25 protein-coding genes are annotated in these 25,239 nt (G+C 61.9%); 15 read left to right on the plus strand and 10 right to left on the minus strand.

Features of this window, described 5'->3' with window-relative positions; genetic code table 11:
- Window positions 1–17 precede the first annotated feature (17 nt).
- The 3 genes from J3489_RS04290 to J3489_RS04300 all read left to right on the plus strand — a co-directional run bounded on the left by J3489_RS04290 (window position 18) and on the right by J3489_RS04300 (window position 3,171).
- Window positions 18–1,547, plus strand: coding sequence for an amino acid ABC transporter permease/ATP-binding protein (locus J3489_RS04290; RefSeq protein WP_206996453.1), 1,530 nt, complete (start codon window positions 18–20; stop codon window positions 1,545–1,547).
- Between the two features lie 8 nt (window positions 1,548–1,555).
- Window positions 1,556–2,239, plus strand: a complete 684-nt coding sequence (locus J3489_RS04295) for a GntR family transcriptional regulator (protein WP_242539762.1) — start codon at window positions 1,556–1,558, stop codon at window positions 2,237–2,239.
- Window positions 2,240–2,316: 77 nt separating this feature from the next.
- Window positions 2,317–3,171 (plus strand): urea carboxylase-associated family protein, encoded by an 855-nt coding sequence (locus J3489_RS04300; RefSeq protein ID WP_206996454.1) that lies wholly within the window; start codon window positions 2,317–2,319, stop codon window positions 3,169–3,171.
- A 136-nt stretch (window positions 3,172–3,307) separates the two neighbouring features.
- Here J3489_RS04300 and J3489_RS04305 read toward each other — a convergent pair whose 3' ends face one another.
- The 5 genes from J3489_RS04305 to J3489_RS04325 are packed head-to-tail and all read right to left on the minus strand — an operon-like array spanning window position 3,308 to window position 7,292.
- Window positions 3,308–4,090 (minus strand): amino acid ABC transporter ATP-binding protein, encoded by a 783-nt coding sequence (locus J3489_RS04305; RefSeq protein WP_206996609.1) that lies wholly within the window; start codon window positions 4,088–4,090, stop codon window positions 3,308–3,310.
- 14 nt (window positions 4,091–4,104) lie between these two features.
- Window positions 4,105–5,064 (minus strand): agmatinase, encoded by a 960-nt coding sequence (locus J3489_RS04310; protein WP_206996455.1) that lies wholly within the window; start codon window positions 5,062–5,064, stop codon window positions 4,105–4,107.
- Between the two features lie 32 nt (window positions 5,065–5,096).
- The gene (locus J3489_RS04315) at window positions 5,097–5,759 is read right to left on the minus strand and encodes an amino acid ABC transporter permease (RefSeq protein WP_206996456.1); all 663 of its coding nucleotides are present in this window, start codon (window positions 5,757–5,759) and stop codon (window positions 5,097–5,099) included.
- Window positions 5,749–6,429, minus strand: a complete 681-nt coding sequence (locus J3489_RS04320) for an amino acid ABC transporter permease (RefSeq protein ID WP_206996457.1) — start codon at window positions 6,427–6,429, stop codon at window positions 5,749–5,751. Before J3489_RS04320 ends, J3489_RS04315 begins: the two co-directional genes overlap by 11 nt.
- Window positions 6,430–6,437: 8 nt before the next feature.
- Window positions 6,438–7,292, minus strand: a complete 855-nt coding sequence (locus J3489_RS04325; RefSeq protein ID WP_206996458.1) for a transporter substrate-binding domain-containing protein — start codon at window positions 7,290–7,292, stop codon at window positions 6,438–6,440.
- 109 nt (window positions 7,293–7,401) lie between these two features.
- Here J3489_RS04325 and J3489_RS04330 point away from each other — a divergent pair, with 109 nt between their 5' ends.
- Complete coding sequence (locus J3489_RS04330) at window positions 7,402–8,295, plus strand: LysR family transcriptional regulator (protein ID WP_206996459.1); 894 nt, start codon at window positions 7,402–7,404, stop codon at window positions 8,293–8,295.
- 16 nt (window positions 8,296–8,311) lie between these two features.
- Here J3489_RS04330 and J3489_RS04335 read toward each other — a convergent pair whose 3' ends face one another.
- Complete coding sequence (locus tag J3489_RS04335) at window positions 8,312–9,361, minus strand: type II asparaginase (RefSeq protein ID WP_242539763.1); 1,050 nt, start codon at window positions 9,359–9,361, stop codon at window positions 8,312–8,314.
- Window positions 9,362–9,600: 239 nt separating this feature from the next.
- Window positions 9,601–9,843, minus strand: a complete 243-nt coding sequence (locus J3489_RS04340) for a hypothetical protein (RefSeq protein ID WP_206996460.1) — start codon at window positions 9,841–9,843, stop codon at window positions 9,601–9,603.
- A gap of 434 nt (window positions 9,844–10,277) precedes the next feature.
- Here J3489_RS04340 and J3489_RS04345 point away from each other — a divergent pair, with 434 nt between their 5' ends.
- Together J3489_RS04345 and J3489_RS04350 are read left to right on the plus strand one after the other, a co-directional pair.
- On the plus strand, window positions 10,278–10,727 hold the full coding sequence (locus tag J3489_RS04345) for an ester cyclase (RefSeq protein ID WP_206996461.1): 450 nt from the start codon (window positions 10,278–10,280) through the stop codon (window positions 10,725–10,727).
- 649 nt (window positions 10,728–11,376) lie between these two features.
- Complete coding sequence (locus tag J3489_RS04350) at window positions 11,377–11,946, plus strand: hypothetical protein (RefSeq protein WP_206996462.1); 570 nt, start codon at window positions 11,377–11,379, stop codon at window positions 11,944–11,946.
- Window positions 11,947–12,122: 176 nt separating this feature from the next.
- Here J3489_RS04350 and J3489_RS04355 read toward each other — a convergent pair whose 3' ends face one another.
- On the minus strand, window positions 12,123–12,518 hold the full coding sequence (locus J3489_RS04355; protein WP_206996463.1) for a hypothetical protein: 396 nt from the start codon (window positions 12,516–12,518) through the stop codon (window positions 12,123–12,125).
- A gap of 300 nt (window positions 12,519–12,818) precedes the next feature.
- Here J3489_RS04355 and J3489_RS04360 point away from each other — a divergent pair, with 300 nt between their 5' ends.
- The 9 genes from J3489_RS04360 to J3489_RS04400 all read left to right on the plus strand — a co-directional run bounded on the left by J3489_RS04360 (window position 12,819) and on the right by J3489_RS04400 (window position 22,930).
- Window positions 12,819–15,218 (plus strand): bifunctional salicylyl-CoA 5-hydroxylase/oxidoreductase, encoded by a 2,400-nt coding sequence (locus tag J3489_RS04360; RefSeq protein WP_206996464.1) that lies wholly within the window; start codon window positions 12,819–12,821, stop codon window positions 15,216–15,218.
- Window positions 15,215–16,009 (plus strand): SDR family NAD(P)-dependent oxidoreductase, encoded by a 795-nt coding sequence (locus tag J3489_RS04365; protein WP_206996465.1) that lies wholly within the window; start codon window positions 15,215–15,217, stop codon window positions 16,007–16,009. The genes J3489_RS04360 and J3489_RS04365 overlap by 4 nt, the downstream gene beginning before the upstream one ends.
- On the plus strand, window positions 16,006–16,569 hold the full coding sequence (locus J3489_RS04370; protein WP_309491327.1) for a MarR family winged helix-turn-helix transcriptional regulator: 564 nt from the start codon (window positions 16,006–16,008) through the stop codon (window positions 16,567–16,569). The genes J3489_RS04365 and J3489_RS04370 overlap by 4 nt, the downstream gene beginning before the upstream one ends.
- A 45-nt stretch (window positions 16,570–16,614) precedes the next feature.
- Window positions 16,615–17,466 carry an enoyl-CoA hydratase family protein gene (locus J3489_RS04375; protein WP_206996466.1) on the plus strand — a complete coding sequence of 284 codons (852 nt, stop codon included), beginning with the start codon at window positions 16,615–16,617 and terminating at the stop codon, window positions 17,464–17,466.
- 1 nt (window position 17,467) lies between these two features.
- Complete coding sequence (locus J3489_RS04380) at window positions 17,468–18,673, plus strand: acyl-CoA dehydrogenase family protein (protein WP_206996467.1); 1,206 nt, start codon at window positions 17,468–17,470, stop codon at window positions 18,671–18,673.
- Window positions 18,670–19,134 (plus strand): acyl-CoA thioesterase, encoded by a 465-nt coding sequence (locus tag J3489_RS04385; RefSeq protein ID WP_206996468.1) that lies wholly within the window; start codon window positions 18,670–18,672, stop codon window positions 19,132–19,134. The genes J3489_RS04380 and J3489_RS04385 overlap by 4 nt, the downstream gene beginning before the upstream one ends.
- Window positions 19,131–19,526, plus strand: coding sequence for a RidA family protein (locus tag J3489_RS04390; RefSeq protein ID WP_206996469.1), 396 nt, complete (start codon window positions 19,131–19,133; stop codon window positions 19,524–19,526). Before J3489_RS04385 ends, J3489_RS04390 begins: the two co-directional genes overlap by 4 nt.
- Before the next feature lie 33 nt (window positions 19,527–19,559).
- Window positions 19,560–21,197 (plus strand): AMP-binding protein, encoded by a 1,638-nt coding sequence (locus tag J3489_RS04395; protein WP_206996470.1) that lies wholly within the window; start codon window positions 19,560–19,562, stop codon window positions 21,195–21,197.
- Window positions 21,198–21,922: 725 nt separating this feature from the next.
- A complete protein-coding gene (locus tag J3489_RS04400; RefSeq protein ID WP_206996471.1) occupies window positions 21,923–22,930 on the plus strand; it encodes a hypothetical protein in 1,008 nt (335 codons plus the stop codon).
- 50 nt (window positions 22,931–22,980) lie between these two features.
- On the opposite strand, the gene J3489_RS04405 is transcribed toward J3489_RS04400, so the two are convergent.
- The gene (locus tag J3489_RS04405; protein ID WP_206996472.1) at window positions 22,981–23,724 is read right to left on the minus strand and encodes a LytR/AlgR family response regulator transcription factor; all 744 of its coding nucleotides are present in this window, start codon (window positions 23,722–23,724) and stop codon (window positions 22,981–22,983) included.
- Window positions 23,709–24,785: a sensor histidine kinase gene (locus J3489_RS04410; protein WP_309491329.1), complete on the minus strand. Its 1,077-nt coding sequence runs from the start codon at window positions 24,783–24,785 to the stop codon at window positions 23,709–23,711. Before J3489_RS04410 ends, J3489_RS04405 begins: the two co-directional genes overlap by 16 nt.
- Window positions 24,786–25,239: the final 454 nt, after the last annotated feature.

Raw genomic sequence — 25,239 nt, forward strand, 5'->3', positions numbered from 1 at the left:
GCGGGAAGGGGAACCCCATGTTGTTCGATTGGCATTACGCGGCGTCGCTGCTCGTCGACGCTGCATTCTGGAAGGCCGCGTGGCTCGTCGTCGAATTGAGCGTGGCGACGTGGCTGATCGGTATCGTCGCCGGATTCGTGCTTGCGCTCGGCAAGCAGTCGGCGTTCGTGCCGTTGCGCGCCGCGTGCGGCGGGTATATCTGGCTGTTTCGCAGCTTGCCGCTGCTGGTGCTGTTGATTTTCGTCTACAACTTGCCGCAGGTGTTGCCCTGGTCGAGTGGCGTGCTGTCCGATCCGTTCTGGGCAGGGCTGATCGCGTTGTCGATCAGCGAAACCGCGTATATCGCCGAGATTCATCGCGGCGGCCTGCTCGCGCTCAACAAAGGGCAGCTCGAAGCGGGCAAAGCGCTCGGCATCGGATTTGTCGGGCTGCAGCGCCTGATCGTGTTGCCGCAGGCATTTCGCGTCGCGCTGCCGTCGCTGATCAATGAGTACATCACGATCGTCAAGCTGACGTCGCTGGTGTCGGTGATCTCGCTGGCTGAAATCCTGCTCGTGGGCGAGCGGCTCTACACTCAGAACTTCAAGGTGCTGGAGACGATGCTAGCGGTGTCGTTCTATTACGTGCTGATCATCACGGTGTTCGGCCATCTGTTGAAGATGCTCGAAAAGCGCCTCGACGTGACGCGCCGCAAGCACGCCGTGATGATCGACGTCGCGGTACCGCCGGCGCAAGCATCGAATGGCGTTGCGAACGCCGCCAGCGCAACAGGTGACGCGCGAAGCGACGCTCGCGCACTCGAAGCGGTCGGCGTTCGCAAGCGCTATGGCCACCACGAAGTGCTCAAGGGCATCGATCTGAACGTGAGGGCCGGCGAAGTCGTGTCGATCATCGGGCCGTCGGGGTCCGGCAAGACGTCGCTGATCCGCACGCTGAACGGCCTCGAAACGCTCGACGACGGCGAAGTGCGCCTGCACGGCCGCGCGTTCCTGCATTCCGCGCATCGCGGCCACGGCAAGGCGCCGCGCGGCGACTACCTGCGCGGCATTCTCGACATCGGCATGGTGTTTCAGAATTTCAATCTGTTTCCGCACAAGACGGTACTGCAGAACGTGACGCTCGCGCCGCGCTATCACAGGCGCCTGACGGGCAGCGCGCTCGACGAGTCCGGCATGCAGCTGCTGGCGAAGGTCGGCATGGCGGCGCATGCGCACAAGTATCCGCATCAGCTGTCGGGGGGCCAGCAGCAGCGCGTGGCGATCGCGCGCGCACTTGCGATGCAGCCTTCGATCGTGTTGTTCGACGAGCCGACCTCCGCGCTCGATCCGGAACTCGTGCAGGAAGTGCTGAAAGTGATCGAACAGCTCGCGCGCGACGGAATGACGATGATCATCGTCACGCACGAAATCCAGTTCGCGTTTCGCATTTCGGACCGGGTGGTTTTCATGGAAGGCGGTACGATCCTCAGCGATGGTCCTCCACTCGAACTGGCGAATCAGAAGACCTCGCGCATCGCCCGTTTTCTCAAAGACGTCCACATCGCCTGAGCCGACGAATGACAACAGCACACATGCCCGCCAGTTCCACGCCTGCCGCGACAGCCGTCGAGACCGACCAGTCCGTGACCGACCGCATCCTGACGACGATCCGCGACGAGATCATCGAGGGCAAGCTGCTGCCCGGCACGGCGCTCGTCGAAAACGATCTGACGCAATTGCACAACGTGTCGCGCAACACGCTGCGCGAGGCGTTGCGGCTGCTGTGCCGTGAAGGGCTGGCGGTGCACTACCGGCACCGCGGTGTGGTCGTGCGCACGCTGACGCGCCACGACGTGCGGGATATCTACCGCGTGCGGCGCACGCTTGAGCTGCAGGCGCTGGCGCGCGAAACGCCCATCGAAGCGGACGAACTCGCGTTGATGTGCGAAGCGATCCAGTGCGCGCACGAGGCTGTCGAACGTGAAGACTGGCGCGCCGTCGGCACGTGCAGCCTGCTGTTTCACCGGCATATCGTGCGCCTTTTGCACAGCGCGCTGTTCGATGCGTTCTTCACGACGATCCTCGCGCAGCTGCGGCTCGTGTTTGCGTCCGCGCCCGACGAAAAGCGCTTTCAGAAACCGTGGATCGCGAAAGACCAGCGCATTTTCGCACTGATCGAGCGCGGCAGTTTCGACAAGGCGCAAGCGGCGCTCGCCGACTATCTGACGGAGTCGGAACAGGCGATGCTCGATTATCTGTGACACATCCCGCGGCCGGCCGCATCGACGGAAACGACTAGCGTGTGGGCGCGTCGGCCGCATCATCAAGGAGCGATCTCATGTTGAATTACCCAGCCGCTTACCAATCGACCAAGGGTTCCGCGCTCGATGTCGACAAGGCATTCTATGGACGCATCGCGGCCGAGCACGATGGCCGCGAACTGATCGAGTCGATCGTGATTCCGATCCGCTCGGGGCAGGCGTGGACAGTGCCCGCCGGACATGTCTTCCGTATCGTGACGATCGAAGGGCCGCAGGTCGCGGACGTGAACATGTGGAACCTGCACAATCCGCGCGAGCGGATGTGGGCGTCGCGCACGCGCCAGCTGCAAGCCGCGCACGTCAGCACGTTCGACCGCCTCTGGTCGACGCTGCCGTTCCTTCGTCCGATGGTGACGATCACGGACGACAGTCTCGCCGGTTACGGCATCGACGAACACGGCGGGCGGGTTCACGATCTGCTCGGCACGCGGTGCGACCCGTACGTGAACCGGATGCTGACGGGCGAAGACTTCCACTTCCATTGCCATTCGAATCTCACGCGTGCGATTGCGCCGTACGGCCTGACCGAGTACGACGTACACGACGTGCTCAACGTTTTCCAGTGCACGGGTCTGAATCTCGACGACAAGTACTTCATGAAGGCCTGTCCGGCGAAGAAGGGCGATTATCTGGAATTCTTCGCGGAGATCGATTTGCTTTGCGCGCTGTCGACGTGCCCGGGCGGCGATCTCTCGTTGCCGATGTGGGGCCCCGATGCGCGCGACCCGCTGGAAGTGTGCCGACCGCTCGGCGTGGAGATCTATCGGCTTGCGCCGCGTCTGCTGGAAGGGTGGTCGCAGCCGTCCGTGGCGGCGTACAAGGGGCTGCACGGAGCGACGGTACAGAAGCCGGAATGGGTTCAAGCTGAGTGAATCCTTAACTGGAAACGTATCGGCGGTGGCGATACGAAAGACGCCGGCAGGCATCGTCTAAACGGCAGCTTGCCGGTAAGCCGCGGACCCATGCCCACGTGCGGGCGATAAGTGCTCGGCGGCCGTCAATTACCCGTCAATGAGAGAATATTTTCGATAAGAACAGTTGGGCTCGCTCCGATGAACGTCCACCAAAGAAATGATCGACGGAACTATCCTCGACAATAGCGCCCGCTTCCATGAAGATCACCCGATCGGCGACACGTCTGGCGAATCCCATCTCGTGCGTCACCACCATCATGGTCATGCCGTCGTTTGCCAGTTCGCCCATCACGTCCAGTACTTCGTTGATCATTTCCGGATCCAGCGCCGAGGTCGGCTCATCGAACAGCATGACGACGGGATCCATGCACAGCGATCGCGCGATCGCTACACGCTGCTGTTGCCCGCCCGACAACATCCCCGGATATTTGTCGGCGTGGGCACGCAAACCGACTCGATCCAGCAGCGCCAACCCCCTCGCCGCGGCGTCATCCCGTTGTCGCCCCAACACCGCGGTTTGCGCCAGCATCAGATTCCTGACGATCGACAGATGCGGAAATAATTCGAAATGCTGGAAGACCATCCCTACGCGCGCGCGAAGGCTCGGCAGGTCGGTTCTTGAGTTGCCTACCGAGACTCCGTTCACGAGGATTTCGCCATTCTGAAACGCCTCCAGTCCGTTGACGGTCTTGATCAAGGTCGACTTGCCAGAGCCCGACGGCCCACAGACCACGACGGTTTCACCCTCGTTGATCCGAGTCGAGCATGCGGACAGAACCTGATGCTTGCCATACCATTTGCTGACCGCACGGATCTCAATAGTCGGCCGTGACAAGACCGTCGCGGATGTGGGCGGCACTCCGGCGGTGCTCGCCATGGCCTGTGCGTCATTCATCGGTCAAAGTAGCCGGCCTTGATGGCGGCCCCAATCAGATTGAGAACCAGGCGTCCCGCGGTCACACAAGTGAGTTTGCTTGCATTGTCCTTGGACGGCTGGATCTCGACGATGTCCATGCCCACGACGCGGCCTTTCCTGACCAGGCCATGAATAAGCTGCCGCGCTTGCACAAACGTAACACCGCCGGGCGCCGGTCCGTCTACCGCTGGCATGATCGTGGGGTCGAGCCCATCCGCGTCAATCGTCAAATAGTAATTGCCGCCGTCCGGAATACGACTGAGAATCGCGTTCATACCAACCTCATGCAACTCGTACGCGGTGACGAGTTCGGCTCCATACCGGCGGGCCGCCTCCAGATCTTCAGGGCGTCCGCTGCCCTGCGCGCGCAGGCCAATCTGGATGATGCGCTCAACGTGCGCCATCTCGGAGGCACGCCGGATCGGGCTTGACAGGCCATCCTTGATGCCATTCACCTCGTCGCGCCAGTCCAGATGAGCGTCTATGTGGACCAACGTGACCGGCGTCTTGCTGTCAAAGGCGCGCAGTATCGGTGTGGTTATGCCATGATCGCCGCCCAGCACAATCGGAAGCGCGCCGCCCTTAAGAATCTGGCGCACGGCGAGTTCCCCACGTCGATAGTGGTCACCCGGCCGGGTAACGTCGGGCATCACGTTGCCGCAATCGACGAACCGGATGTCGGAGCGTCCCTGAAGCATCGGGCCGTCGATATCGAAGTCGTAGTGGCTTGGCGCGCGCACGATCCGGTCGGTAACCGCGCGGATTGCCTGCGGCGCGTTGGTCTGGTCGTTGGTAAACGCCTTCGCTGTATAAGGCGATCCGAACGGCATGCCAAGAATGGCGATGTCCGCCTTCAGATTTTCCAGATCGGTGTCCAGATCGGAATATAGCAACGTAGCGTGTCCGACGGGCGGTGCAACGGTCAGTGGTTCCATTGATACTCCAGTGTAAAAGTAGCGATAAACGGTCAGCGATGACTCCAACGCCTAACGCGTAGCTCTATGAATTGCCCGCAGGCGTCAATAAGTACGCTGCATCCCCAATAAATCAGTGCCGTGGTGCCCAAGACTTCGACGTAGGCAAAAGTATCAGCGGTCAATAAATTGCTTTGATAGGTCAGCTCCGGCAGACTCATGACCGAAAAGATCGATGAGTCCTTGAACATCATGATGGCCAGGCTGGTAGCGGGTGGCGTAACAAAGCCGAAGATCTGCGGCACGACAACGTGGAGCTGCACCTGCCAGCCGCGCATGCCAAGCGACTGGGCAGCACGGACCTGCCCCCTTGGAACGCTTTTGAAAGCCGCGCGCAGGATTTCGCAAAAATACCCACCGGTGTAGAAGACCGTCGTACCGATCGCCACAGCAAAAGCGGACGCATGAATCCCGAGTTTCGGCAAACCAAAAAACGACAGGTAGACAACAATCAGGAACGGTATGTTTCGCACGAGGTCGACATAACCCAATGCAACACTTCGTAGCCACCAGGTTTTCGAATCAGCCATGTATGCGGCCACCGTGCCCGCCAGTGCCCCGAGCGGAACGCCGATCGCACTGACCGTTGCGCTAACCTTCAGGCCGCGCAATAGGACAGGTACGGCCTCGCTTACGACATTGAGATCAATGGACATTGGGCAATACTCGGGAAATTCTCCGTTCGAACATGCGTGACACCGACGATGCACAAAACAGGATGATGAAATAGACAACTGCTGTGGCAGCAAATACCTGCAACGGCAAATCGCTTTGCAAAGTCGCGTTCCGTGCGACTGTTGCAAGCTCGGTTACCGCAATGATCGAAAGCAGGGATGACGCTTTCAGCAGCACCGTGAACTCGCTCGTGAGCGGTGGGACAGCTCGATAGAACACCTGCGGAAGCAGGACATAACGCCAGATTTGCAAGGTACGCATACCCAGCGCTGACGCCGCAGCACGCTGACCGTCTGGTATGGTGCCCAGCGCGCCGCGAAGAATCTCGCAAATGTATGCAGCGGTATTCAGTGACAGCGCCAGGATGCCAGCTGCGGCCGGCGTTATCGATAAGCCGATCAGCGTCGGCAAAACGTAGTAGGCAATCAGCAACTGGATGAGCAACGGCGTACCGCGAATCGCGCTCACGTACAACATCACGAGCGCGCTCCCGACGCGACCGGTCCCCACTCGCACGGCCAGCAGCATGACGCCGAAAGCCAGGCCGAGCAGAAATGCGACGCAGCTGGTATAGAGGGTGGTGCCGGCACCTTGGAGCAAACCGTCGAAAAGAGGCTTCAACGCACCGTGCGCGGTCAGGATTTCAATCATCGACGACCTCACAACGCTCCTTGGGGAAGATAGCCCGAAGCCGGCAGATCCATTGCTTCTCCGAACCACTTCTTCTGCAGTTCCGCGAGCTTGCCGTTCGCGCGCATCTCATCGAGGGTGCTGTTCACGAACGTGAGGATTTCCTTGTCGTTGGGGTTCACGACCCAAGCCAGCAGCTTAGGCTGACCGATTTCCCCGATGACCTTGAATTTACCTGGCTGCTTGCGCATCGCCACAGCCAGTACGTTCGACGGCACGACGCCGACATCCAGCGTTCCATTTTCCAGTGCCGTTTCTACATCAGGATAGGACTGCAGCAACTTGACGTTGGCATAGCCCTTTCCTTTCTTGGCCTTCAACACCTGTTCATAATCGTTGACCATCGGCTGCGCCGACGACCCCATCTGGGTTCCAACTATCTTGCCGGCGATATCCTCCGGTTTGGCGATCGATTGATTGCTGCTGCTCACAACGATAAGCGAATGCACAACGCCGATCGGCCGGGTAAACGCGAAGCGCTTCGCGCGTTCTTCAGTAATGCCGACACTCGTTGCAACCAGATCGAATTTATGAGTCAACAAACCCGGTAGGAGACCCTGGAAAGGCAGATTGAGCTGATTCAGGCGCACGCCAAGTTTGCGAACCATATACTCCAGAATGTCGTGCCCGTAGCCGACGACCTTGCTGTCCTCGACAAACTCATACGGCTCATAGGCAGCCTCGGTCCCCACGGTCAACATACCTCTTGCTTTGATATCGGCGAGGGTTCCACCTTCCGCGAGAGCCAATTGAGGCGCGAATCCAGCGATTGCAGCAATAACCAGCGTAGTTTTGATGAAGGTGCGTCGCAGAGAGGCAGCCATGGTTTGTCTCCGTTTATCGTGTGGTGATACCAATTTAGTGGGTCAAATTGGTTGTGAAAACTGATTTTTTTAGTGATATGGTGGCGAAAAACGAGACCTTTTCATCGTCATGACCAAACTGGATTTTTCCGAGCGGGACCTTCGATCATTGCGTATCTTTTGCGCCGTTGCACGGGCAGGCGGCTTTGCTGCTGCGGAACATCAACTCAATATGTCCAAAGCCTCGATCAGCCGCCACATCCGGGAAGTCGAGGAGCGGCTTGGCGTGCGCCTGTGCGATCGGGGCCCGGCCGGCTTCGAACTGACGACAGCGGGTCACGTCGCCCTCGAGGTTGCTTCGAAGGCGCTCAAATCGCTCGAATGCATCAAACCGGAAATCGACGCGGTGCGCGGAGTTCTCTCGGGCACGCTCGTCATTGGTATGGTCGAACAGATCGTGACGCACGAAGGATGCCGGATTCCGGAAGCGTTAACCGAATTGAAACGCCGGGCACCGAACATTCGTCCGGAGATCAACGTGATGACGTTCAGTCAGTTGAATCAGGCGCTACGTGAGCGAAGCGTCGAGGTGGTCATTCGGGGCATGTACAAGAAGGAGCGTGCGTTCAACTATTTGCCGCTTTTTGTCGAGGTTCAGCGTGTCTACTCCATGGCGCATTTGGTCGGGGAAAAAACGTCGTCGCCGGTGACGTTGGTCTACCGGCCGCACCCGTTTGTGGAAGATACGCTGACTCTCGACGGGTTTGAGCGAGGACCGGACGCCACCGGCCTAGAAGCGATTGCGTTGTTGATCTCGACGGGTCACTACGCCGGCTTGTTACCGGAGCACTATGCGGACCTTGTGACGCATCGCTATCCACTCAAGGTCATCCCCGGGACGCCTGTCTACCGCAATGAGATATGTGCGATAACGGAAGCGTCCCGTCCGATGACGCGCAATGTCGAGTTGTTTCTTGAAGTGCTAAGGGATCTCGCTGAGCCAAAGCGCGGCACGCGCAGGTAACAGGACTCCGCATCACTCAATAGGTATCGAAATACGCCTGTATCGCGCGGAAATCGCTGGTCCGGGTCAAGGCAAGCATCAGCAGGATGCGGGCCTTCTGTGGATTGAGGGAATTAGCGGCGACCATATGAAGCATCTCGTCGTCCGCCAGTGATGTCACCACGCCCTGAGCGACCCGGGTCGAGCGCACGAACCTCACGTCATGATGAAGCGCAGAACGTGCGCCCGCTCTGGCAGTTCGGGACAGGCTTCCGTTTCCAGTCGCCGCCAGCACGATTCCCCGAACGCCTGCGCGAATCGCAGCATCGTATAAATGCGTTCCCGCATTCTGGTGATCGTAGATGATATCGACCAGAGGTAAGTCATCGCCGACCCCCTGAATCGGAAATTCAGTCGCCTGCGTGTGGATACCCGTTGGCATATTGTAGAAATGGATTTTACCGCCCGCTATCTCACCGATACAGCCCTGCTCAAATGATCGGAACGCGTCGGTCGCCGTCGTGCTGGTTTTGCTGACATAGCGTGCTGCGCCGATTCTGTCGTTCAATACGACCAGTACGCCCTTTCCTGCAGCTTGTGCCGAAGTGGCCACGCGAACCGCGTTATACAGGTTAAGTGGTCCGTCGGCGCTGAGCGCGGTGGAAGGCCGCATGGCACCGACAACGACGATCGGCTTGGAACGCTTGATGGTGAGATTCAGGAAGTACGCAGTTTCTTCCAGCGTATCGGTGCCATGAGTGAGAACGACACCCTCTACGTCCGGCTGGGACAAAACGGCGTCAACGCGTCTCGCAATTGTCAGGAGCATCGCGTTGTCAATGTCGTGGCTGTCAACGCTGACCACCTGTTCGGCGCGAAGCTCAGCAATCCTACGAACTTGCGGCACAGCGTTCAGAATCGCGTCGATATCGCCAGTCAACTTATAGTCGTGCAACTGGGTGGCACTGGCCGCCGTCGAAGCGATTGTGCCGCCAGTACCAAGGATCGCAATATGAGGCAACCTTTTGGCGCCGACGCCGACTCCGTTGGCGCCCATTTTTGATTGCTCCCCAGTGTCGATTTCCATTGGCTCGTCTCCGTTACGATCTGTGTAGTGACTAGATGCGCCGCAATTATATGCTGCGTGATTCCTCCGCCAATGACCGGCAGGATTGCGTCGCGCTGCACCCGAAGGTCCGTAATCTTGGCGGGGCCGGCGTTCGAATGTCCGTGTGGAGGCGCAGGCCAGCGGCTGTAGATGGCCTGCGTGGGCCTGCTGGTAATCGGCCGTACGCGACCCGTTTGAGTCGCTCAGAAGCGCGTGCCTTACTGACCGCTCCGGCGGAGGCGTGAGACGCTCGCCGACGGCCCATCGGCCCCGCACTCCTTCACAGAAATGTCGGCAACTACGCCTGCCACCTGGGAAGGAAACTCTGTTTCGACAGACTCGATGGCAGCGGCGAGCCCGGTCGCCAGCCTGGCATGGTGTTCGAACAAGGCTTTAAGTTCAGGACGCAATCCGTCGCCGCGTTGGGCTGCGAGCGCATGAAGCGAGAGAAACGGCAACATGGTTGGACTCCAGTCAATGAAGGACAGGCGCGCCCTACGCCGATAACCGAACTGGCGACCGGTCGCCCGCGAGATACATGGGATTCGAGCGCACCATTCTTCGTCCGTCGACCTCGTCTACTGTGCGATCGCATGGACAAGATATGGCAGCGAGTCGGTGCCGGCGCTCCGATTCTTGCTGCCTAATTGCTGTGAACACAAGGTAGCGCTTAACGCAAACGGCTATGCCGTCTTGTCGTCCTTACTTAATCCGGCGAGATGCACTACAGCCGAATCGACACGTGTAGTGACCATCGTCGCCATCAGCCGCCCGTTGGTTTATCGAGTATTCCAGCAAGAAACGGGGGGCGGCGGAATGCTTGCACCAATATTGTTCATGCAGAGGGAAGCGATTGCGTTTCCCTCTCTCAATCACAGTCAATGAGGAATTCACCATGTCCAAGGAAGATGACAACAAGGCCGTCGTGGGCCGCTGGTTCACTGATTTTTGGGGCAAGACATGCAACCTCGACATCGTCGATGAGCTTGCTGCTCCCGACATGCTGCTTCAATACTCGCTGCACGAACCGCGCCGTGGCCGCGAGGACATCAAGGCATTCATGACCGATTTCCGCGAAGCGTTTCCGGACCTCAATTTCTGGGGCGCCGCTGATCTTATCGCCGAGGGGGACTATGTAGTTGGCCGCTGGGAGGGTGGCGGCACACATACCGGTCCGGCATTCAACGATTTCCTCATTGGATCGTTACCGGCTGCAACCGGCCGGAAAATGCGCTTCACCGGCACGACCGTGCTACGGCTCAAAGACGGCAAGATAGTTGAAGAAATCGGGCTGGACGACGGTGTGACCGCGCTGCAACAACTTGGACTCATCAACGCAGCGTGATCGAAGGCGCAGCGCTTCCGCAGTCACGCGACGCTGTGCGCATCCAACACCCCAACAGGCCGGGTGCACCCCGGCCTGTTCTACGGACATGGAGCTAACCGTGAAGGTCGGTCTTTGGGGCAAAGAGGGGTCGTTCTAAGCGACAATGTCGACCGTCGCCTCCTGTTCAGGGTTATTCGACGCCTGCTCTCATTTACAGGTAGGCGAGAGCGCATGATTCGCACCGCGCGATTCTGAACGCGCCTGTCATTTTGTCCGAAATCTACCTGGCACCTGCGAAGATCGTGGATTACACTATTTTTTGCTATGCGACCTTAATGCGTGGCTGACTCACGAAGTCACAATTGCGCGGACTTTCGTGCACCTCTTCTGCGCGTGTCTGCCGACGCCAAGCGAACAATAACTGCTTGGTGAAGCGTTTCGCAGTTCATTGCTTGGCCCGCACCTCGGCTTTCTCGCCCACACTCCAGAACACTCGGCCGCACTGACGGCCATTCGTTCTCTCATTGCTTCCTCCGCAAACGGCGGCAGCCAGGATTCACTGCGGCCTTTTTGAATGTCATTTTGAATTGGGTGCCCAATCCAGCCAGGCAATAGACCCCTGCGCGCCGTGATGTTAAGCGCCCGATTCGCTGGCAAGGAGATGACCGTGAAGATCAAGCATTTAAGCATTGCGTCGGCAACAGCCGTTGCACTTCTCTCGCTCAGTGGTGCCGCGCAGGCCGGCGGCCTTTGCTCGAACGCAACGCTAAGGGGACCGTTTGAGTTTATCGGTCACGGAGAGATTCTTGGATTGATAGGTGCCGATGGTAAGGTGCATTCGTACGCCGCAACGTCGATCCTCGATGACGTCGCCCTGGTGACGTTCGACGGTATGGGCCATTTCTCACGCACCGACTTCGGGGTTATCGGCGGGCTGCCGAAAGGGGGGCAGATTACATTCAATCCGAACCAGATCGGCACCTACACGGTGAACTCCGATTGCACCGGCACCATGAAAACCGTCTATACCGCCGGCGGAGCCGTGCCGGCCGGCGTCGAGACCGATCTGAACATCGTCGTCGCTGCCGACGGGACACTCATCGAATCCGTTGTCTACAGGGCGGTCACCGTGTCAGGCGAGAGCGCGGACGGCACAGTAAAGTGTCCGACGTATTGCGAGCAAGGTGTGCAAGAAAGCTTTGAGGGGAAAAAGGTCCTGGTCTACGGCTTCCGTTAGCGGAGTCCCGGATGGGCTCACGCTCGCTAAGGCGCTTGCCATGAGTGGCGCTGAGCCCGGCCTTGGGCGCAGGTTTTCGGTCCTTTAATTCCCGCGTGACTGGCGAGCCCTACCTGCTGTGGCGTGCGGTGGACAAGCATGGCGCCGAACTCGACATCCAGGCGCAAACGTTACGCCTAGCGCCGCGCGTCGGCGTCGAGCGCGCGTTCGGCCGCTTCGCCGATAAGGCCGTGGTAATACAGATGCACGCCGATCGCGAGCGAATCGTTGCGGATTTCATGGAATGCCTTCCACGCCTTTAGCGGCTCCTTGAACAACAAGTAATGCGCTTCCTGAGCGATCAGGCCGGCGACTTCGTGCAGACCGTGTCCATGCAGCACGTCGACGAGCGCGTCGAGGCTACGGTGCGTGCGCGCATCGGTGCGCGGATAAAGCATGTGCAACACAGCGACGTTCTGCGCCGACAGCGCCGCAGACAACGCGACGACAATGTCTTGATGGTTGAGGGCGGTGACGATGCTGTCCTCGGCCTGGTTCTGGTTCGGGAACAGCGTTTCAAGCGACGCGTTCATGTGCACACTCCTGCTTTTCCGATCTGGATAAAAAAGCCCGCCGCAGAACGGCGGGCAGGGACGACTATGTGTTTTGCAGGGGAAGCAATTCACGACACCAGTATCTCAGACGAAACGCGCTCGCGCTGCATTGGCGAAAGCAAAACATTGTTGCGCTTCCCGCGCTGCTTTTTGATTCGGCTGGCAACCGCTCCCCATTTGCGATTCCCTGTCTAATCGCTGACAGGCCTTTTCCAATATTTACTTGACACCTAAAATATCAACGACTAAATTAAGTCCAACACCACGCAAGGAGCGAGCATGCGCATCGTCTGCATCGGGGGCGGTCCGGCCGGGCTGTATTTCGGGTTGTTGATGAAGCTGCAGAATCCGGCGCATGACGTATCGGTCATCGAGCGCAACCGCCCGTACGACACGTTCGGCTGGGGCGTCGTGTTCTCCGACCAGACGCTCGGCAACCTGCGCGCCGCCGACGCCAAGAGCGCCGACATGATTCTCGACGCGTTCAATCACTGGGACGACATCGAGATCAACTTTCGCGGCCACAAGGTGCGCTCGTCCGGCCACGGCTTTTGCGGCATCGGCCGCAAGCGTCTCTTGAATATCCTGCAGGCGCGTTGCGAAGCGCTCGGCGTGAAGCTCGTCTTCGAAACCACTGTGACGGACGACGACGCCTACGACGCCGACCTGATCGTCGCCTGCGACGGCGCCAACAGCGCAATCCGCCAGAAATACGCGGCAACCTATCAGCCGGAGGTCGACCTGCGCGACTGCCGCTTCGTGTGGCTCGGCACGAACAAGCTGTTCGACGCCTTCACGTTCGCATTTGAAAAGACCGAATGGGGGTGGTTTCAGGCGCACGCATACCGCTTCGACGATCAAACCTCGACCTTCATCGTCGAAACGCCGGAGCGCGTGTGGCGTGCCGCCGGCCTCGACACGATGAGCAAGGAAGACAGCATCGCGTTTTGCGAGCGGCTCTTCGCGAAGTATCTCGACGGGCATCCTCTGATGTCGAACGCAGCGCATCTGCGTGGTTCGTCGCAATGGATCCGCTTTCCTCGCGTCGTCAACCGGCAATGGGTGCATCGCAAGCCGCGTATCAGCGGCCCGCAGGGCGCTGACGGCGGCACCACGCCTGTCGTATTGATGGGCGATGCTGCGCATACCGCGCATTTCTCGATCGGCTCCGGCACCAAACTCGCGCTCGAAGACGCGATCGAGCTCGCGACCAGCATCGCCGCACATCCCGGCCATCTCGATGCCGCGCTCGATCACTACACCGACGTGCGCAGCGTCGACGTGCTGCGCATCCAAAACGCCGCGCGCAATTCGACGGAGTGGTTCGAGCATGTCGAACGCTATGCATCGTTCGAACCGGAGCAATTCGCGTACTCGCTGCTGACTCGTTCGCAGCGCATCTCGCACGAAAACCTGCGCACGCGCGACGCGCACTATCTGTCGTCGTTCGAGAATTGGCTCGCGTCGCGCGCCGCCGGCGCAAGGCACGACGCGCGCCGCGCCGCGCGTTCGATTCCGCCGATGTTCACGCCGTTCACGCTGCGCGGCGTCACGCTCAAAAACCGCGTGGTGGTGTCGCCGATGGCACAGTATTCTGCGGTCGACGGCATCGCCGGCGACTATCACCTGATGCACCTCGGCGCGCGCGCAATGGGCGGTGCCGCACTCGTCATGACGGAGATGACCTGCGTGTCGCCGCAAGCGCGCATCACGCCGGGATGCCCCGGCATGTATGCGTCCGAGCATCTGCACGCATGGCGCAGGATCGTCGACTTCGTGCACGCGAACTCCGACGCGAAGATCGGCATGCAGTTGGGCCACGCAGGCGCGAAGGCATCGACCCGCGTGAGCTGGGAAGGCATCGATCAGCCGCTCCCCGAAGGCAACTGGCCGCTCGTGTCCGCGTCGCCGCAACAATATCTGAAAGACGTCAGCCAATGGTCGCGCGAGGCGGGCGGCGCAGAACTGCGCGAAATCGAGCAGCAATTCATCCGCGCCGCGGAAATGGCCGAAGAAGCGGGCTTCGACTGGCTCGAATTGCACTGTGCGCATGGCTACTTCCTGTCGAGCTTTCTCTCGCCGCTCACGAATCGTCGCACCGACGAATACGGCGGTTCGCTCGCAAATCGACTGCGTTACCCGCTCGAAGTGTTCGCGGCGATCCGCAAAGTCTGGCCGCAGCACAAGCCGATTTCGGTGCGGATTTCCGCGCACGATTGGGTCGACGGCGGCACGACGCCCGACGACGCGGTCGAGATCGCGCGCGCCTTCAAGGCGGCGGGCGCCGACATGATCGACGTGTCCTCGGGCCAGGTCAGCAAGGAAGAAAAGCCCGTGTTCGGGCGCATGTTCCAAACGCCGTTTTCCGATCGCATCCGCAACGAGGCCGGCATCGCGACGATTGCGGTCGGCGCGATTTCCGAAGCCGATCACGTCAACAGCATCATCGCGGCGGGCCGCGCCGACTTGTGCGCGATCGCGCGGCCGCATCTGGCAAATCCGGCGTGGACGCTCACCGAAGCGGCCAAGATCGGCTACTTCGACGTCGCGTGGCCGAAGCAATACGCCGCGGCGAAGTCGCAGCTCGAACGCAACTTCGAACGCGAGCGCGCCATGGCCGAGCAGAACGCGCGCGCGACGCCGCTCGAACGTGCGCAGCGCGCGGAGGAATTGGTATGAACTCCCCCCACGCTCACTATCGTTCGCTGGAAAGCAAACACGCCGTCGTCACGGGCGGCGGCAGCGGCATCGGCGCGGCGACGGCCGAAGCGCTCTTGCGCGCGGGCGCCCGCGTCACGCTGATGGGCCGCGACGCTGCCCGGCTCGACGCGCAACGCGCGCGTCTTGCCGAGTTCGGTGAAGTTGCGTGCGTCAGCGTCGATGTCACGCAAGCGGTGTCGGTTGCGGATGCGTTCGCCGCGGCGAGCAAAACGTCCGGCAGCGTCGACGTGCTCGTCAACAATGCAGGGCAGGCGAAAGCCGCGCCGTTCGCGAAGACCGACATGGCATTGTGGCAGCGGATGCTCGACGTCAACCTGACCGGCGTGTTTCTGTGCACGCAAGCCGTGCTGCCCACGATGATCGAGCAGCGTGACGGCCGCATCGTCAACGTCGCAAGCACGGCGGGACAGATCGGCTATCCGTACGTCGCCGCCTATTGCGCGGCGAAGCACGGCGTGATCGGCCTCACGCGCTCGCTCGCGCTCGAAGTCGCGGCGAAAGGCGTGACCGTCAACGCGGTCTGCCCCGGCTATACCGAAACCGAATTGCTGCGCGAATCGCTCGATCAAATCATCGCGAAGACTGGCCGGAGCGTTGAGCAAGCACGCGCGTCGCTCGTGCAAGGCAACCCGCAGCAGCGCTTCGTCACGCCAGGCGAAGTCGCGCATGCGGTGCTGTGGCTTTGCCAGCCCGAATCCGCATCGATCACCGGCCAGTCGATATCTGTCTCAGGCGGAGAAGTCACGTGACCAACCACACCAACGCGACCGCAAAGAAGAAAACCGGCACGCCCGCAAGCGACGTTCGCAACGGCACGCCGAAGCCGGCCGACAACGTCGTCGATCTCGAGATGAGCACCGGCGCCGACAGCCACATGGGCCTTCGCCTCTGGCTGCGGATGCTGACGACGACCAACCTCGTGCAAGCCGAATTGCGCCGGCGGCTGCGCGCCGAATTCGATACCACGCTGCCGCGCTTCGATCTGATGGCGCAGCTCGAGCGCCATCCCGAAGGCCTGAAGATGAGCGAGATCTCGCGCCGCCTGATGGTGACGGGCGGCAACGTGACCGGCATTACCGATCAATTGGAAAAGGAAGGGCTCGTCGCGCGCGATGCCGATCCGAACGATCGCCGCGCGTTCAGCGTGCGCTTCACGCCGGCGGGACGCGAGCTGTTCGACCGGATGGCGGTCGCGCACGAGCAATGGGTCGTCGAGCTGTTCGGCGGCCTCGGCCTCGACGAGAAATCGAAGATGCATCAGCGCCTCGGCAAGCTGAAGAAACATCTGATCGACAACCTGAAGAGCTGAATCGCGAGCTTCGTTGCGTTCACAACGAAGCCGCTTGGAGAAACCATGACAGCATCCACCGCAGATGGCCTCTTTGCGGGCAATCGCACGACGCTCGCTCAATATGAAGCGCGTCACTTCGGCTGGTCGGTGCGCGATCGCGTCGCGACCATCACGCTGAATCGCCCCGAGCGCAAGAACCCGCTCACGTTCGAATCGTATGCGGAGCTGCGCGACCTGTTTCGACAGCTCGCCTACGCGACCGATATCAAAGCCGTCGTGATTCACGGCGCGGGCGAGAACTTCTGCTCCGGCGGCGACGTGCACGAAATCATCGGCCCGCTGATCGGCTTGCCGATGCCCGAACTGCTGATGTTCACGCGCATGACGGGCGACCTCGTCAAGGCGATGCGCCATTGTCCGCAGCCGATCATCGCGGCAGTCGACGGCGTTTGCGCCGGCGCCGGCGCGATCGTCGCGATGGCTTCCGACATGCGCTACGGAACCGCGCGCAGCAAGCTCGCGTTCCTCTTTACGCGCGTCGGCCTGGCGGGCTGCGATATGGGCGCGTGCGCGATCTTGCCGCGCATCATCGGTCAGGGCCGCGCCTCCGAGCTGCTGTTCACGGGACGCTCGGCGAGCGGCGAGGAAGGCTACGCGTGGGGGTTCTACAACCGCTTGTGCGAGCCGTCCGAATTGGTTGCTCACGCAACCAAAATCGCCGCGGACATCGCTGCCGGCCCGACGTTCGCACACGGCGTCACGAAGAAAATGCTGCATCAGGAATGGAACATGGGCGTCGACGAAGCGATCGAGGCCGAAGCGCAGGCGCAGGCGATCTGCATGGCGACGCACGATTTCGAGCGCGCGTATCGCGCGTTTGCAGCGAAGACGCGTCCTGTGTTCGAGGGAAACTGACATGGGCACGAACGACCCTTCCTCCAACGCGCTCGACTGGCCGTTCTTCGAAGAGCGCCATCGCGCACTGGCCGCGGATCTCGATGCTTGGGCCGTCAAGCATCTGTCGCACGTCCCGCACGATCCGGCATCGGTCGACGACGCCTGCCGCCACCTCGTGCGCGAACTCGGCGCGGCCGGGTGGCTGCGCTACGGCATCGGCGGCAGAGCCTACGGCGGCCACGGCGACACGATCGATACGCGCGCCGTCTGCCTGCTGCGCGAAACGCTCGCCAAACATTCGGGCCTCGCCGACTTCGCGCTCGCCATGCAAGGTCTCGGCTCGGGGGCGATCTCGCTCGCCGGCACCGGCGAACAGAAGCGCCGTTATCTTCCGCGCGTCGCGAACGGCACCGCGATTGCGGCGTTCGCGCTCTCCGAACCCGATGCAGGCTCCGACGTCGCCGCGATAGCGCTCGCCGCGCGCGCCGACGGCGACGCCTACGTGCTCGACGGCGAAAAGACCTGGATCTCGAACGGCGGCATCGCCGATTTCTACGTCGTCTTCGCGCGCACCGGCGAAGCGTCCGGCGCGCGCGGCATCACGGCATTCATCGTCGACGCCGACACGCCGGGCCTCACGATCGCCGAACGGATCGACGTGATCGCACCCCATCCGCTCGCACGCCTGAAGTTCGAAGGCGCGCGCGTGCCGAAGAGCCAGATGCTCGGCGTGCCGGCCGAAGGTTTCAAGCTCGCGATGCGCACGCTCGATATTTTCCGCACGTCGGTCGCGGCAGCGTCGCTCGGCTTTGCGCGGCGCGCGATGCATGAAGCGCTTGCGCGCGCTTCCTCGCGCCGCATGTTCGGCCAGATGCTCGGCGACTTTCAGTTGACGCAGGCAAAGCTCGCGCAGATGGCGCTCACGATCGACAGCGCCGCGCTGCTCGTCTACCGCGCCGCCTGGCTGCGCGATCAGGGCAAGAGCGTGACGCGCGAAGCCGCGATGGCGAAGTGGCACGCGAGCGAAGGCGCGCAGCAGGTGATCGACGCGGCCGTGCAGCTCTGGGGCGGCAAGGGCGTGCAAAGCGGGGTGACGGTCGAGCAGTTGTATCGGGAGATTCGCGCGCTGCGCATTTACGAAGGCGCGACTGAGGTCCAGCAGCTGATCGTCGGCCGCGATCTGTTGAAGGCGTACCAGGCCCGCCAGCAGGAGGCTTCGCAATGAGCGGCGACGCGCACGACGCACCCGGATTCGAAAGGCCGGTGCGCATCCGCTTCGCACACTGCGATCCGGCGGGGATCGTGTTCTTTCCGCAATACCTGACGCTGACGAACGGCCTCGTCGAAGACTGGTTCACCGACGAACTCGGCATCGACTACGCGCACATGATCGGCGCACGCCGCGTCGGCCTGCCGATCGTCAAGCTCGACTGCGAGTTTTCCAGGCCGAGCCGCATGGGCGAAACGATCACGCTCGCACTGACCGTGAAGACCATCGGACGGCGCTCGATCGGCATCGAAATCGCCGGCCGGCTCGGCGATGAAATCCGCTTTCGCGCGACCCAGGTGCTCGTGACGACGTCGCTCGAAACCGGCGCGTCGATCGACATCCCCGGCGATATCCGCGCGGCGCTCACGCGCTTTGCGGCGGACGCATGGTATCTCTTGAAGGAAGAATCCTCATGAAAAAACCGCTCTTGCCGCCAGGCTGGATCAAGCCGCGCGGCTATGCCAACGGCGTCGCCGCACGCGGCACGCAGGTGTTCATCGCCGGGCAGATCGGCTGGGACGAAACGGAGACGTTCCAATCCGGCGAATTCGCGGCGCAGGCGCGGCAGGCGCTCGAGAACATCGTCGCGGTGCTCGGCGCAGCGGGCGGCCGCCCCGAGCACATCGTCCGCATGACGTGGTACGTGACCGACAAGCGCGAATACCTTGCGTCGCTCAAAGACATCGGCCAGGCGTTTCGCGAACTGATCGGCGACTACGACATCGCGATGAGCGCGGTGCAAGTCGCGGCGCTGATCGAAGACAAGGCAAAAGTCGAAATCGAAGCCACCGCGGTGATCCCTGATTAGTGTCCTGTTCACGCCAACCCGGAGGCGATAGCCATGGAACCGTCAGCCCACGTCGATACGTTTGCTCGCGATAACCTGCCGCCGCAGGACCAATGGCCGGAATTGCTGCTCGACAACCCCGACGTCGCCTACCCTGCGCGCTTCAATTGCGCGACCGAGCTGCTCGACCGCACGATCGAGGCAGGTCACGGCGATCGCGTTGCGATCTGGTCGGATGCAGACGGCATAACGCATGCCACGACCTACCTCGAGCTGCTCACAGTGGTCAATCGCACCGCGCACGTGCTCGTCGACGAGATGGGCTTGCAGCCGGGCAACCGCGTGCTGCTGCGCGGACCGAACACGCTGCAGATGGCGGTCGCGTTTCTCGCGAGCCTGAAAGCGGGCCTCGTCGTCGTGCCGACGATGCCGCTTTTGCGCGCGAAGGAACTCAAGCAGATCGTCGACAAAGCGAAGATCAGCGCCGCGCTGTGCGACGCGCGCTTGATCGACGAATTGGCGAAATGCCGCGAACCCGGCAACGAATTCTTTTGCGCCGATCTCGCGCAAGTTCGCTTGTTCCACTGCGACACGCCCGATTCGCTCGACACGCTCGCCGCCGGAAAATCCGGCGTTTTCACGGCCTGCGATACCGCGGCCGACGATGTCTGCCTGATCGCCTTCACGAGCGGCACGACCGGCGCGCCGAAGGGCTGCATGCATTTTCATCGCGACGTTCTCGCGATGTGCGATCTGTTCCCGCGCCACGTGCTGAAGCCGACAGCGGACGATGTGTTCTGCGGCACGCCGCCGCTCGCGTTCACGTTCGGACTGGGCGGCCTCTTGTGCTTCCCGCTGCGCGCCGGCGCGTCGACGGTGCTGATCGAAAAGCTCACGCCGGAAACGCTGCTGCAGACCGTCGAACGCTTTCGCGCGACGATCATGTTCACTGCGCCGACGTTCTATCGCCAGATGGCGCCGCTCGCCGGCCGTTTCGATGTCTCGACGCTCGCCAAGACGGTATCGGCCGGCGAAGCGCTGCCCGACTCGACGCGCCAGCTCTGGCGCGACACCACCGGCATCGAGATGATCGACGGCATCGGCGGCACGGAGATGATCCATATCTTCGTCTCGTCGGCGGGAGCCGAGGTGCGCCGCAACGCGATCGGCAAGGCCGTGCCCGGCTATGCGATCCAGGCAGTCGACGACGCGATGCAACCGGTGCCCGCGGGCACGGTCGGCAAGCTTGCGGTGCGCGGGCCTACGGGCTGCCGCTATCTCGCGGACGAGCGCCAGATGAAATTCGTGCGCGACGGCTGGAATCTTCCCGGCGACGCGGTCTATCTCGACGACGACGGCTACGTCTTTTATCAGGCGCGCGCCGACGACATGATCGTTTCGGCGGGCTACAACATTTCCGGGCCGGAAGTCGAGGGCGTGCTGATGAAGCACGAGGCGGTTGCGGAATGCGGCGTGGTCGGCGTACCGGACGAAGAGCGCGGGCAGATCGTGAAGGCGTTCGTCGTCGTCAAGCCGGGGTACACGGCGAGCGAGGCGCTTGTCGCCGAGTTGCAGGCGTTCGTGAAGAACACGGTCGCGCCGTACAAGTACCCGCGCGTGATTCGCTTTCTCGACGCGCTGCCGCGCACGGAGACGGGAAAGCTGAAGCGGTTCGCGCTGCGGTCGATGTAAGGGTGAACGACCCCCACGCTCACTATCGTTCGCTGCCCCCCGAGGGGGCGGATGCCTCCCTTGGGGCGGCCCGGCGGAAGGCATCATGAACGACCCCCACGCTCACTATCGTTCGCTGCGGGAGGCCTCATGAACTGCCGGCCCGCGCGCAAGGCGCCGGCCGGCTGGACCGCTGGCTGGAGGGAGGTCAAACCTTTGTGCGCATAAAGTGTGCATACGCCCCGCCTCGCCAGCCGACGCCGGCGCCGTGAGGAAGCACTAACTTTCGTGCTCGAATCGCGCCCGCCTCGCGTTTCCTGCACCTGCTTGAACAACCCTTCATACGCGCGGCTCACCGGCAGCACGAACGCGCATTTCGATGAACACGCGGCGCGCCATATTCAACAACAGTTGAGAATCGTTTGCGCGCATCGCGATGTGCGCGACACTCGCTCCGTTTCGAATGCGCGTCGATCGCATCAGGCCGCCGACGCCACAGTGAGCGCTCGCTGCGCAGCAACGGCACAAAACGCTGCGCGCTCAAACACTTGCGCGGTTGTCCGGCAGGTTATCAACAGGGCTGTCAACACGATCTGTGCATAACTGGGCGCCGTGCGGGGCATCCATCGCACCGCGATGCGCCCGATCGCGACGCAGCCCGTGCGCCGGGCCGGGACCGGCAGTCATCGATACGGCGGTTCGGCAAATCGCGAACGGATTTCAAATCACAGTCTTTACGAACAACCATGAAGCACGTCAACCCAATCACAGCCCTCCTGAAGGCACTGGCTGCGCTTGCGGCCGCGGCACCCGCGCTGTCGAACGCGCACGTCAAATGGTTCAATGAATACGACGTCACCGCAGCGCCGCTACACATCGGGTCGGTGATCGGCAATCCGCTATTCCTGATCCTGCTTGCGCTAAGTGCCATCGCCATTTTCGCGGTCATCTCGATCGACAACCGGCTAGCACCGCCCCCGTTCGTCGACGCGATCGACGAACGGGGGATGCGCCATGCCGGGCCGTTCATGCGCTATTCCGTGGCGCTGTTCTTCATGACGCTGCAGGTCACGGACCTGCGCGTGATCCTCACGCCGGAACTCGAGATCGACTCCACTATCGTCACGCTGCTGCAGATCGCGATCGCGGGCCTCGCGCTCTTCAAGGCGACGGCCTTTCTGGCCGGGCTCGGCATGATCGCGCTGTACGGCATCGCGGCGCACCATTACGGGCTGTTCCATCTGCTCGACTACACGATTTTCGTCGGCATCGCGATCTTTCTGATCATCGAATCGCTGCGTCCCGGGAAGTACACGTTCGCGTCGCTGATGGTGCTGCGCGTCGCGACGTCGTTCACGCTGTTGTGGGGCGCCGTCGAGAAGTTCGCGTATCCGGACACCTTCTATCGGCTGCTCGATCAGTATCCGTATCTCTCGTTCGGGCTCGATCGCGAATTCTTCCTGCTCAGCGCCGGATTTGTCGAGTTCGCCTGCGCGTACCTGATCCTGTTCGGCCGCCTGTCGTCGAAGCTGGGCATCGTCGTGTTGCTCGGCTTCTTCGTGCTGGCCGTCATTCCGTTTGGCGCAGTCGATGCGATCGGGCATTGGCTGTTCGCGGCTTCGCTGCTGGCGCTGCTCGCCACCCGCAACCGGTTCGAGGTCAAGGCGCCATCGCGCGTCAACACGGCGTTGTATCTGTGCGGGATGCCTTCGATGTTCACGTGTTACTACGGCGCGCAGTACGTGCTGCACTGAATGCGTGACCGACAACAAGCCGCGCCCCAAGCGCGGCTTTTTTGTCGGGTTTACATCTGCTTGAACAACCCGACATACGCGCGGCTCACCGGCAGCACGTCCGTGTGATTGCGCAAATGAATGCGCAGCCTTCCGAGCAGATCGCGCTCGACGCGATCGATCGCCGCATACGACACGATGACGCTGCGGTGCACCTGAGCGAACTTGGCGGCATCCAGCCGCTGCAGCAATTCCTTGAGCGGCGTGCGGATAATGTGGCGGCGCTCGGCCGTGACGACTTCGGTGTATTTGTCGGTCGCCTGGAAATACAGCACGTCTTCGATCGACACCAGATGCGTCGTGTCCTTCAGGCCGACTGTCAGCCATTGGATCGGCGCGTGATCCTTCTCCGGCGAAGCGCCGGCGCCTGCGGATGCGGATGCGGATGCGGCCTGCGGCGCCAAGCCGCCGCGCTGCAGCTTGGCAATGCAGCGCAACAGCCGCTCGTCGTTAAGCGGCTTGAGCAGGTAGTCCACCGCCGAGGTTTCGAAGGCTTGCACCGCGTATTCGTCGTAAGCCGTCACGAACACCACGCGCACGGCCGGCAGCAGCCGTGCGATTTCCAGGCCGTCGACGCCGGGCATGCGAATGTCGAGGAAGGCGAAATCGGGCTGTTTCGCGTTCAGCTCGGCGAGCGCTTCCACGCCGTTGCGCGGCATCGCGACGATCTGCAGCTCCGGCCAGTATTTTGCAAGGCGCGAGGCGAGTTCGGCAGCGAGGTTCGGCTCGTCATCGGCGATCAGGGCGGTCGGCATATCGGAATTCGCAAAGTCGCGGTGACGCCCCGCGCGGCGTTGAATGTCGTGATGCCTCTCGCGCCGGCCGGAGCATCCGGCGTCATACCGCTCCCTGCGCCACATGCACTCGCCATCGCACCGGTATTGTTCGCGATCGTCAAACGGCCCGCGTCACCGTACAAGCTGTGAAGCCGCGCCCGCACGTTCGACAGCCCTACCCCGCCGTGCAGATTCCGGTTGTGGCCCAGCCCCATGCCGGTATCGATTACGCTCAGCTCGAGCATGTCGCCGTCGCGCTTGGCCGTCACCAGGATCTCGCCGCCGTCGATGGCCGGCTCGATGCCGTGGAGCAGCGCGTTCTCGACGAGCGGCTGCAGCAGCAACGGCGGCAATGCGAGCTGGCGCAGCGCGTCGGGCACCGAAATTCTATAGCGCAGCCGGTCGCCGAGCCGCATCGACGCGATATGGAGCAATGCGTCGACGAGCTCCAGTTCTTCGGCAAGCGCCGAAACAGGCTTGCGCGTGCGTCCGAGGCTCGCGCGCAAATAGTGGTTCAGGCTGTCGAGCATCGCGCAGGCGCGCGCCGGGTCGCGTTCGATCAGGCTCTGCACGTTCGCGAGCGTGTTGAACAGGAAATGCGGCTCGATCTGCGCCTGCAGCAGCGCGAGGCGCGCGGCTGTTTCCGATTGGCGCAGCTCGGCGGCTTCGCGGCGTTCGGTTTCAAGCGCCGCGCGCATCTGTGTGGACTGGTAGAACAGCGAAAACAGCGAAATACAGGCGGCCGCCACCAGAAACGACGGCGCGAAGTTGAGCCAAGTTGCGAATTTCGCGTGCTCGACGAGGCTCGGCACGTGGCCAACCGTCCTCGCCGTCAACTCGACGCCGATCACGACGGCCAACGGCGCGACGATCAAGACCCGCGGCACGAGCCCGATTCGCTGCTTCGTGATCCGGCTCAACAGCCCGCTGATCGAGTGGGCGGAAAAGCCGATCGCATTGCTGATCACCAAATATGGCAGCACGGGATCCTGGCGCGATTTCGTCCAGAAGGCGATGCCGATCAGGCTGGTCACCAGCACGAACCCAACCCAGTACAGAACCTTGCTCCTGTACCCGGGTTTGGCGAATCGCGTCGACGCAAGCTTGCTTTGCATGGTGTGAAGAAAGAACGGCCGATGACGCCACTGTAAATGCAGCTTGGCGCTCGATGGGAGCCGAGCGACGAAACGCGCGACCTGCCGATCAGCCGCGCGGCGGCGCGACGGACGGTGACGGCCGGCGCGATGCCGGAAGGCCGGCCCCCGCGGCGAGGCGCCAAACGGGGCCGCGAAACCCTCCCTGCCCAAGCGCCGCACGCCGCGTTCGCGTCATCCGTCCCTCGAAAGCCGCCGCGTTCCATCAGCGAACGACACCAATTATCGGCGTCCGGCGCGCTTCGTCGCAAACTTCTGCCGCCCCGCCGCCGCGCCGCTAGAGTCACGATCAAGCAAGGTCCGGCGCCATCCGGCGCGGACGCCAACCGACCCGAGGTGT

This window comes from Trinickia mobilis (assembly GCF_017315705.1).
In the GTDB taxonomy this organism is placed as follows: Bacteria; Pseudomonadota; Gammaproteobacteria; order Burkholderiales; family Burkholderiaceae; genus Trinickia_A; species Trinickia_A mobilis.

Excerpts from the sequence above, each read along its gene's own strand:
- J3489_RS04345 (WP_206996461.1), top strand. The coding sequence starts at position 10,278 with ATGTCCAAGGAAGATGACAACAAGGCCGTCGTGGGCCGCTGGTTCACT.
- J3489_RS04360 (WP_206996464.1), top strand. The coding sequence starts at position 12,819 with ATGCGCATCGTCTGCATCGGGGGCGGTCCGGCCGGGCTGTATTTCGGG.
- J3489_RS04390 (WP_206996469.1), top strand. The coding sequence starts at position 19,131 with ATGAAAAAACCGCTCTTGCCGCCAGGCTGGATCAAGCCGCGCGGCTAT.
- J3489_RS04305 (WP_206996609.1), bottom strand. The coding sequence starts at position 4,090 with ATGGCGAGCACCGCCGGAGTGCCGCCCACATCCGCGACGGTCTTGTCA.
- J3489_RS04405 (WP_206996472.1), bottom strand. The coding sequence starts at position 23,724 with ATGCCGACCGCCCTGATCGCCGATGACGAGCCGAACCTCGCTGCCGAA.
- J3489_RS04335 (WP_242539763.1), bottom strand. The coding sequence starts at position 9,361 with ATGGAAATCGACACTGGGGAGCAATCAAAAATGGGCGCCAACGGAGTC.
- J3489_RS04330 (WP_206996459.1), top strand. The coding sequence starts at position 7,402 with ATGACCAAACTGGATTTTTCCGAGCGGGACCTTCGATCATTGCGTATC.
- J3489_RS04300 (WP_206996454.1), top strand. The coding sequence starts at position 2,317 with ATGTTGAATTACCCAGCCGCTTACCAATCGACCAAGGGTTCCGCGCTC.
- J3489_RS04385 (WP_206996468.1), top strand. The coding sequence starts at position 18,670 with ATGAGCGGCGACGCGCACGACGCACCCGGATTCGAAAGGCCGGTGCGC.
- J3489_RS04315 (WP_206996456.1), bottom strand. The coding sequence starts at position 5,759 with ATGTCCATTGATCTCAATGTCGTAAGCGAGGCCGTACCTGTCCTATTG.
- J3489_RS04400 (WP_206996471.1), top strand. The coding sequence starts at position 21,923 with ATGAAGCACGTCAACCCAATCACAGCCCTCCTGAAGGCACTGGCTGCG.
- J3489_RS04325 (WP_206996458.1), bottom strand. The coding sequence starts at position 7,292 with ATGGCTGCCTCTCTGCGACGCACCTTCATCAAAACTACGCTGGTTATT.
- J3489_RS04365 (WP_206996465.1), top strand. The coding sequence starts at position 15,215 with ATGAACTCCCCCCACGCTCACTATCGTTCGCTGGAAAGCAAACACGCC.
- J3489_RS04320 (WP_206996457.1), bottom strand. The coding sequence starts at position 6,429 with ATGATTGAAATCCTGACCGCGCACGGTGCGTTGAAGCCTCTTTTCGAC.
- J3489_RS04380 (WP_206996467.1), top strand. The coding sequence starts at position 17,468 with ATGGGCACGAACGACCCTTCCTCCAACGCGCTCGACTGGCCGTTCTTC.
- J3489_RS04375 (WP_206996466.1), top strand. The coding sequence starts at position 16,615 with ATGACAGCATCCACCGCAGATGGCCTCTTTGCGGGCAATCGCACGACG.
- J3489_RS04290 (WP_206996453.1), top strand. The coding sequence starts at position 18 with ATGTTGTTCGATTGGCATTACGCGGCGTCGCTGCTCGTCGACGCTGCA.
- J3489_RS04340 (WP_206996460.1), bottom strand. The coding sequence starts at position 9,843 with ATGTTGCCGTTTCTCTCGCTTCATGCGCTCGCAGCCCAACGCGGCGAC.
- J3489_RS04310 (WP_206996455.1), bottom strand. The coding sequence starts at position 5,064 with ATGGAACCACTGACCGTTGCACCGCCCGTCGGACACGCTACGTTGCTA.
- J3489_RS04355 (WP_206996463.1), bottom strand. The coding sequence starts at position 12,518 with ATGAACGCGTCGCTTGAAACGCTGTTCCCGAACCAGAACCAGGCCGAG.
- J3489_RS04395 (WP_206996470.1), top strand. The coding sequence starts at position 19,560 with ATGGAACCGTCAGCCCACGTCGATACGTTTGCTCGCGATAACCTGCCG.
- J3489_RS04295 (WP_242539762.1), top strand. The coding sequence starts at position 1,556 with ATGACAACAGCACACATGCCCGCCAGTTCCACGCCTGCCGCGACAGCC.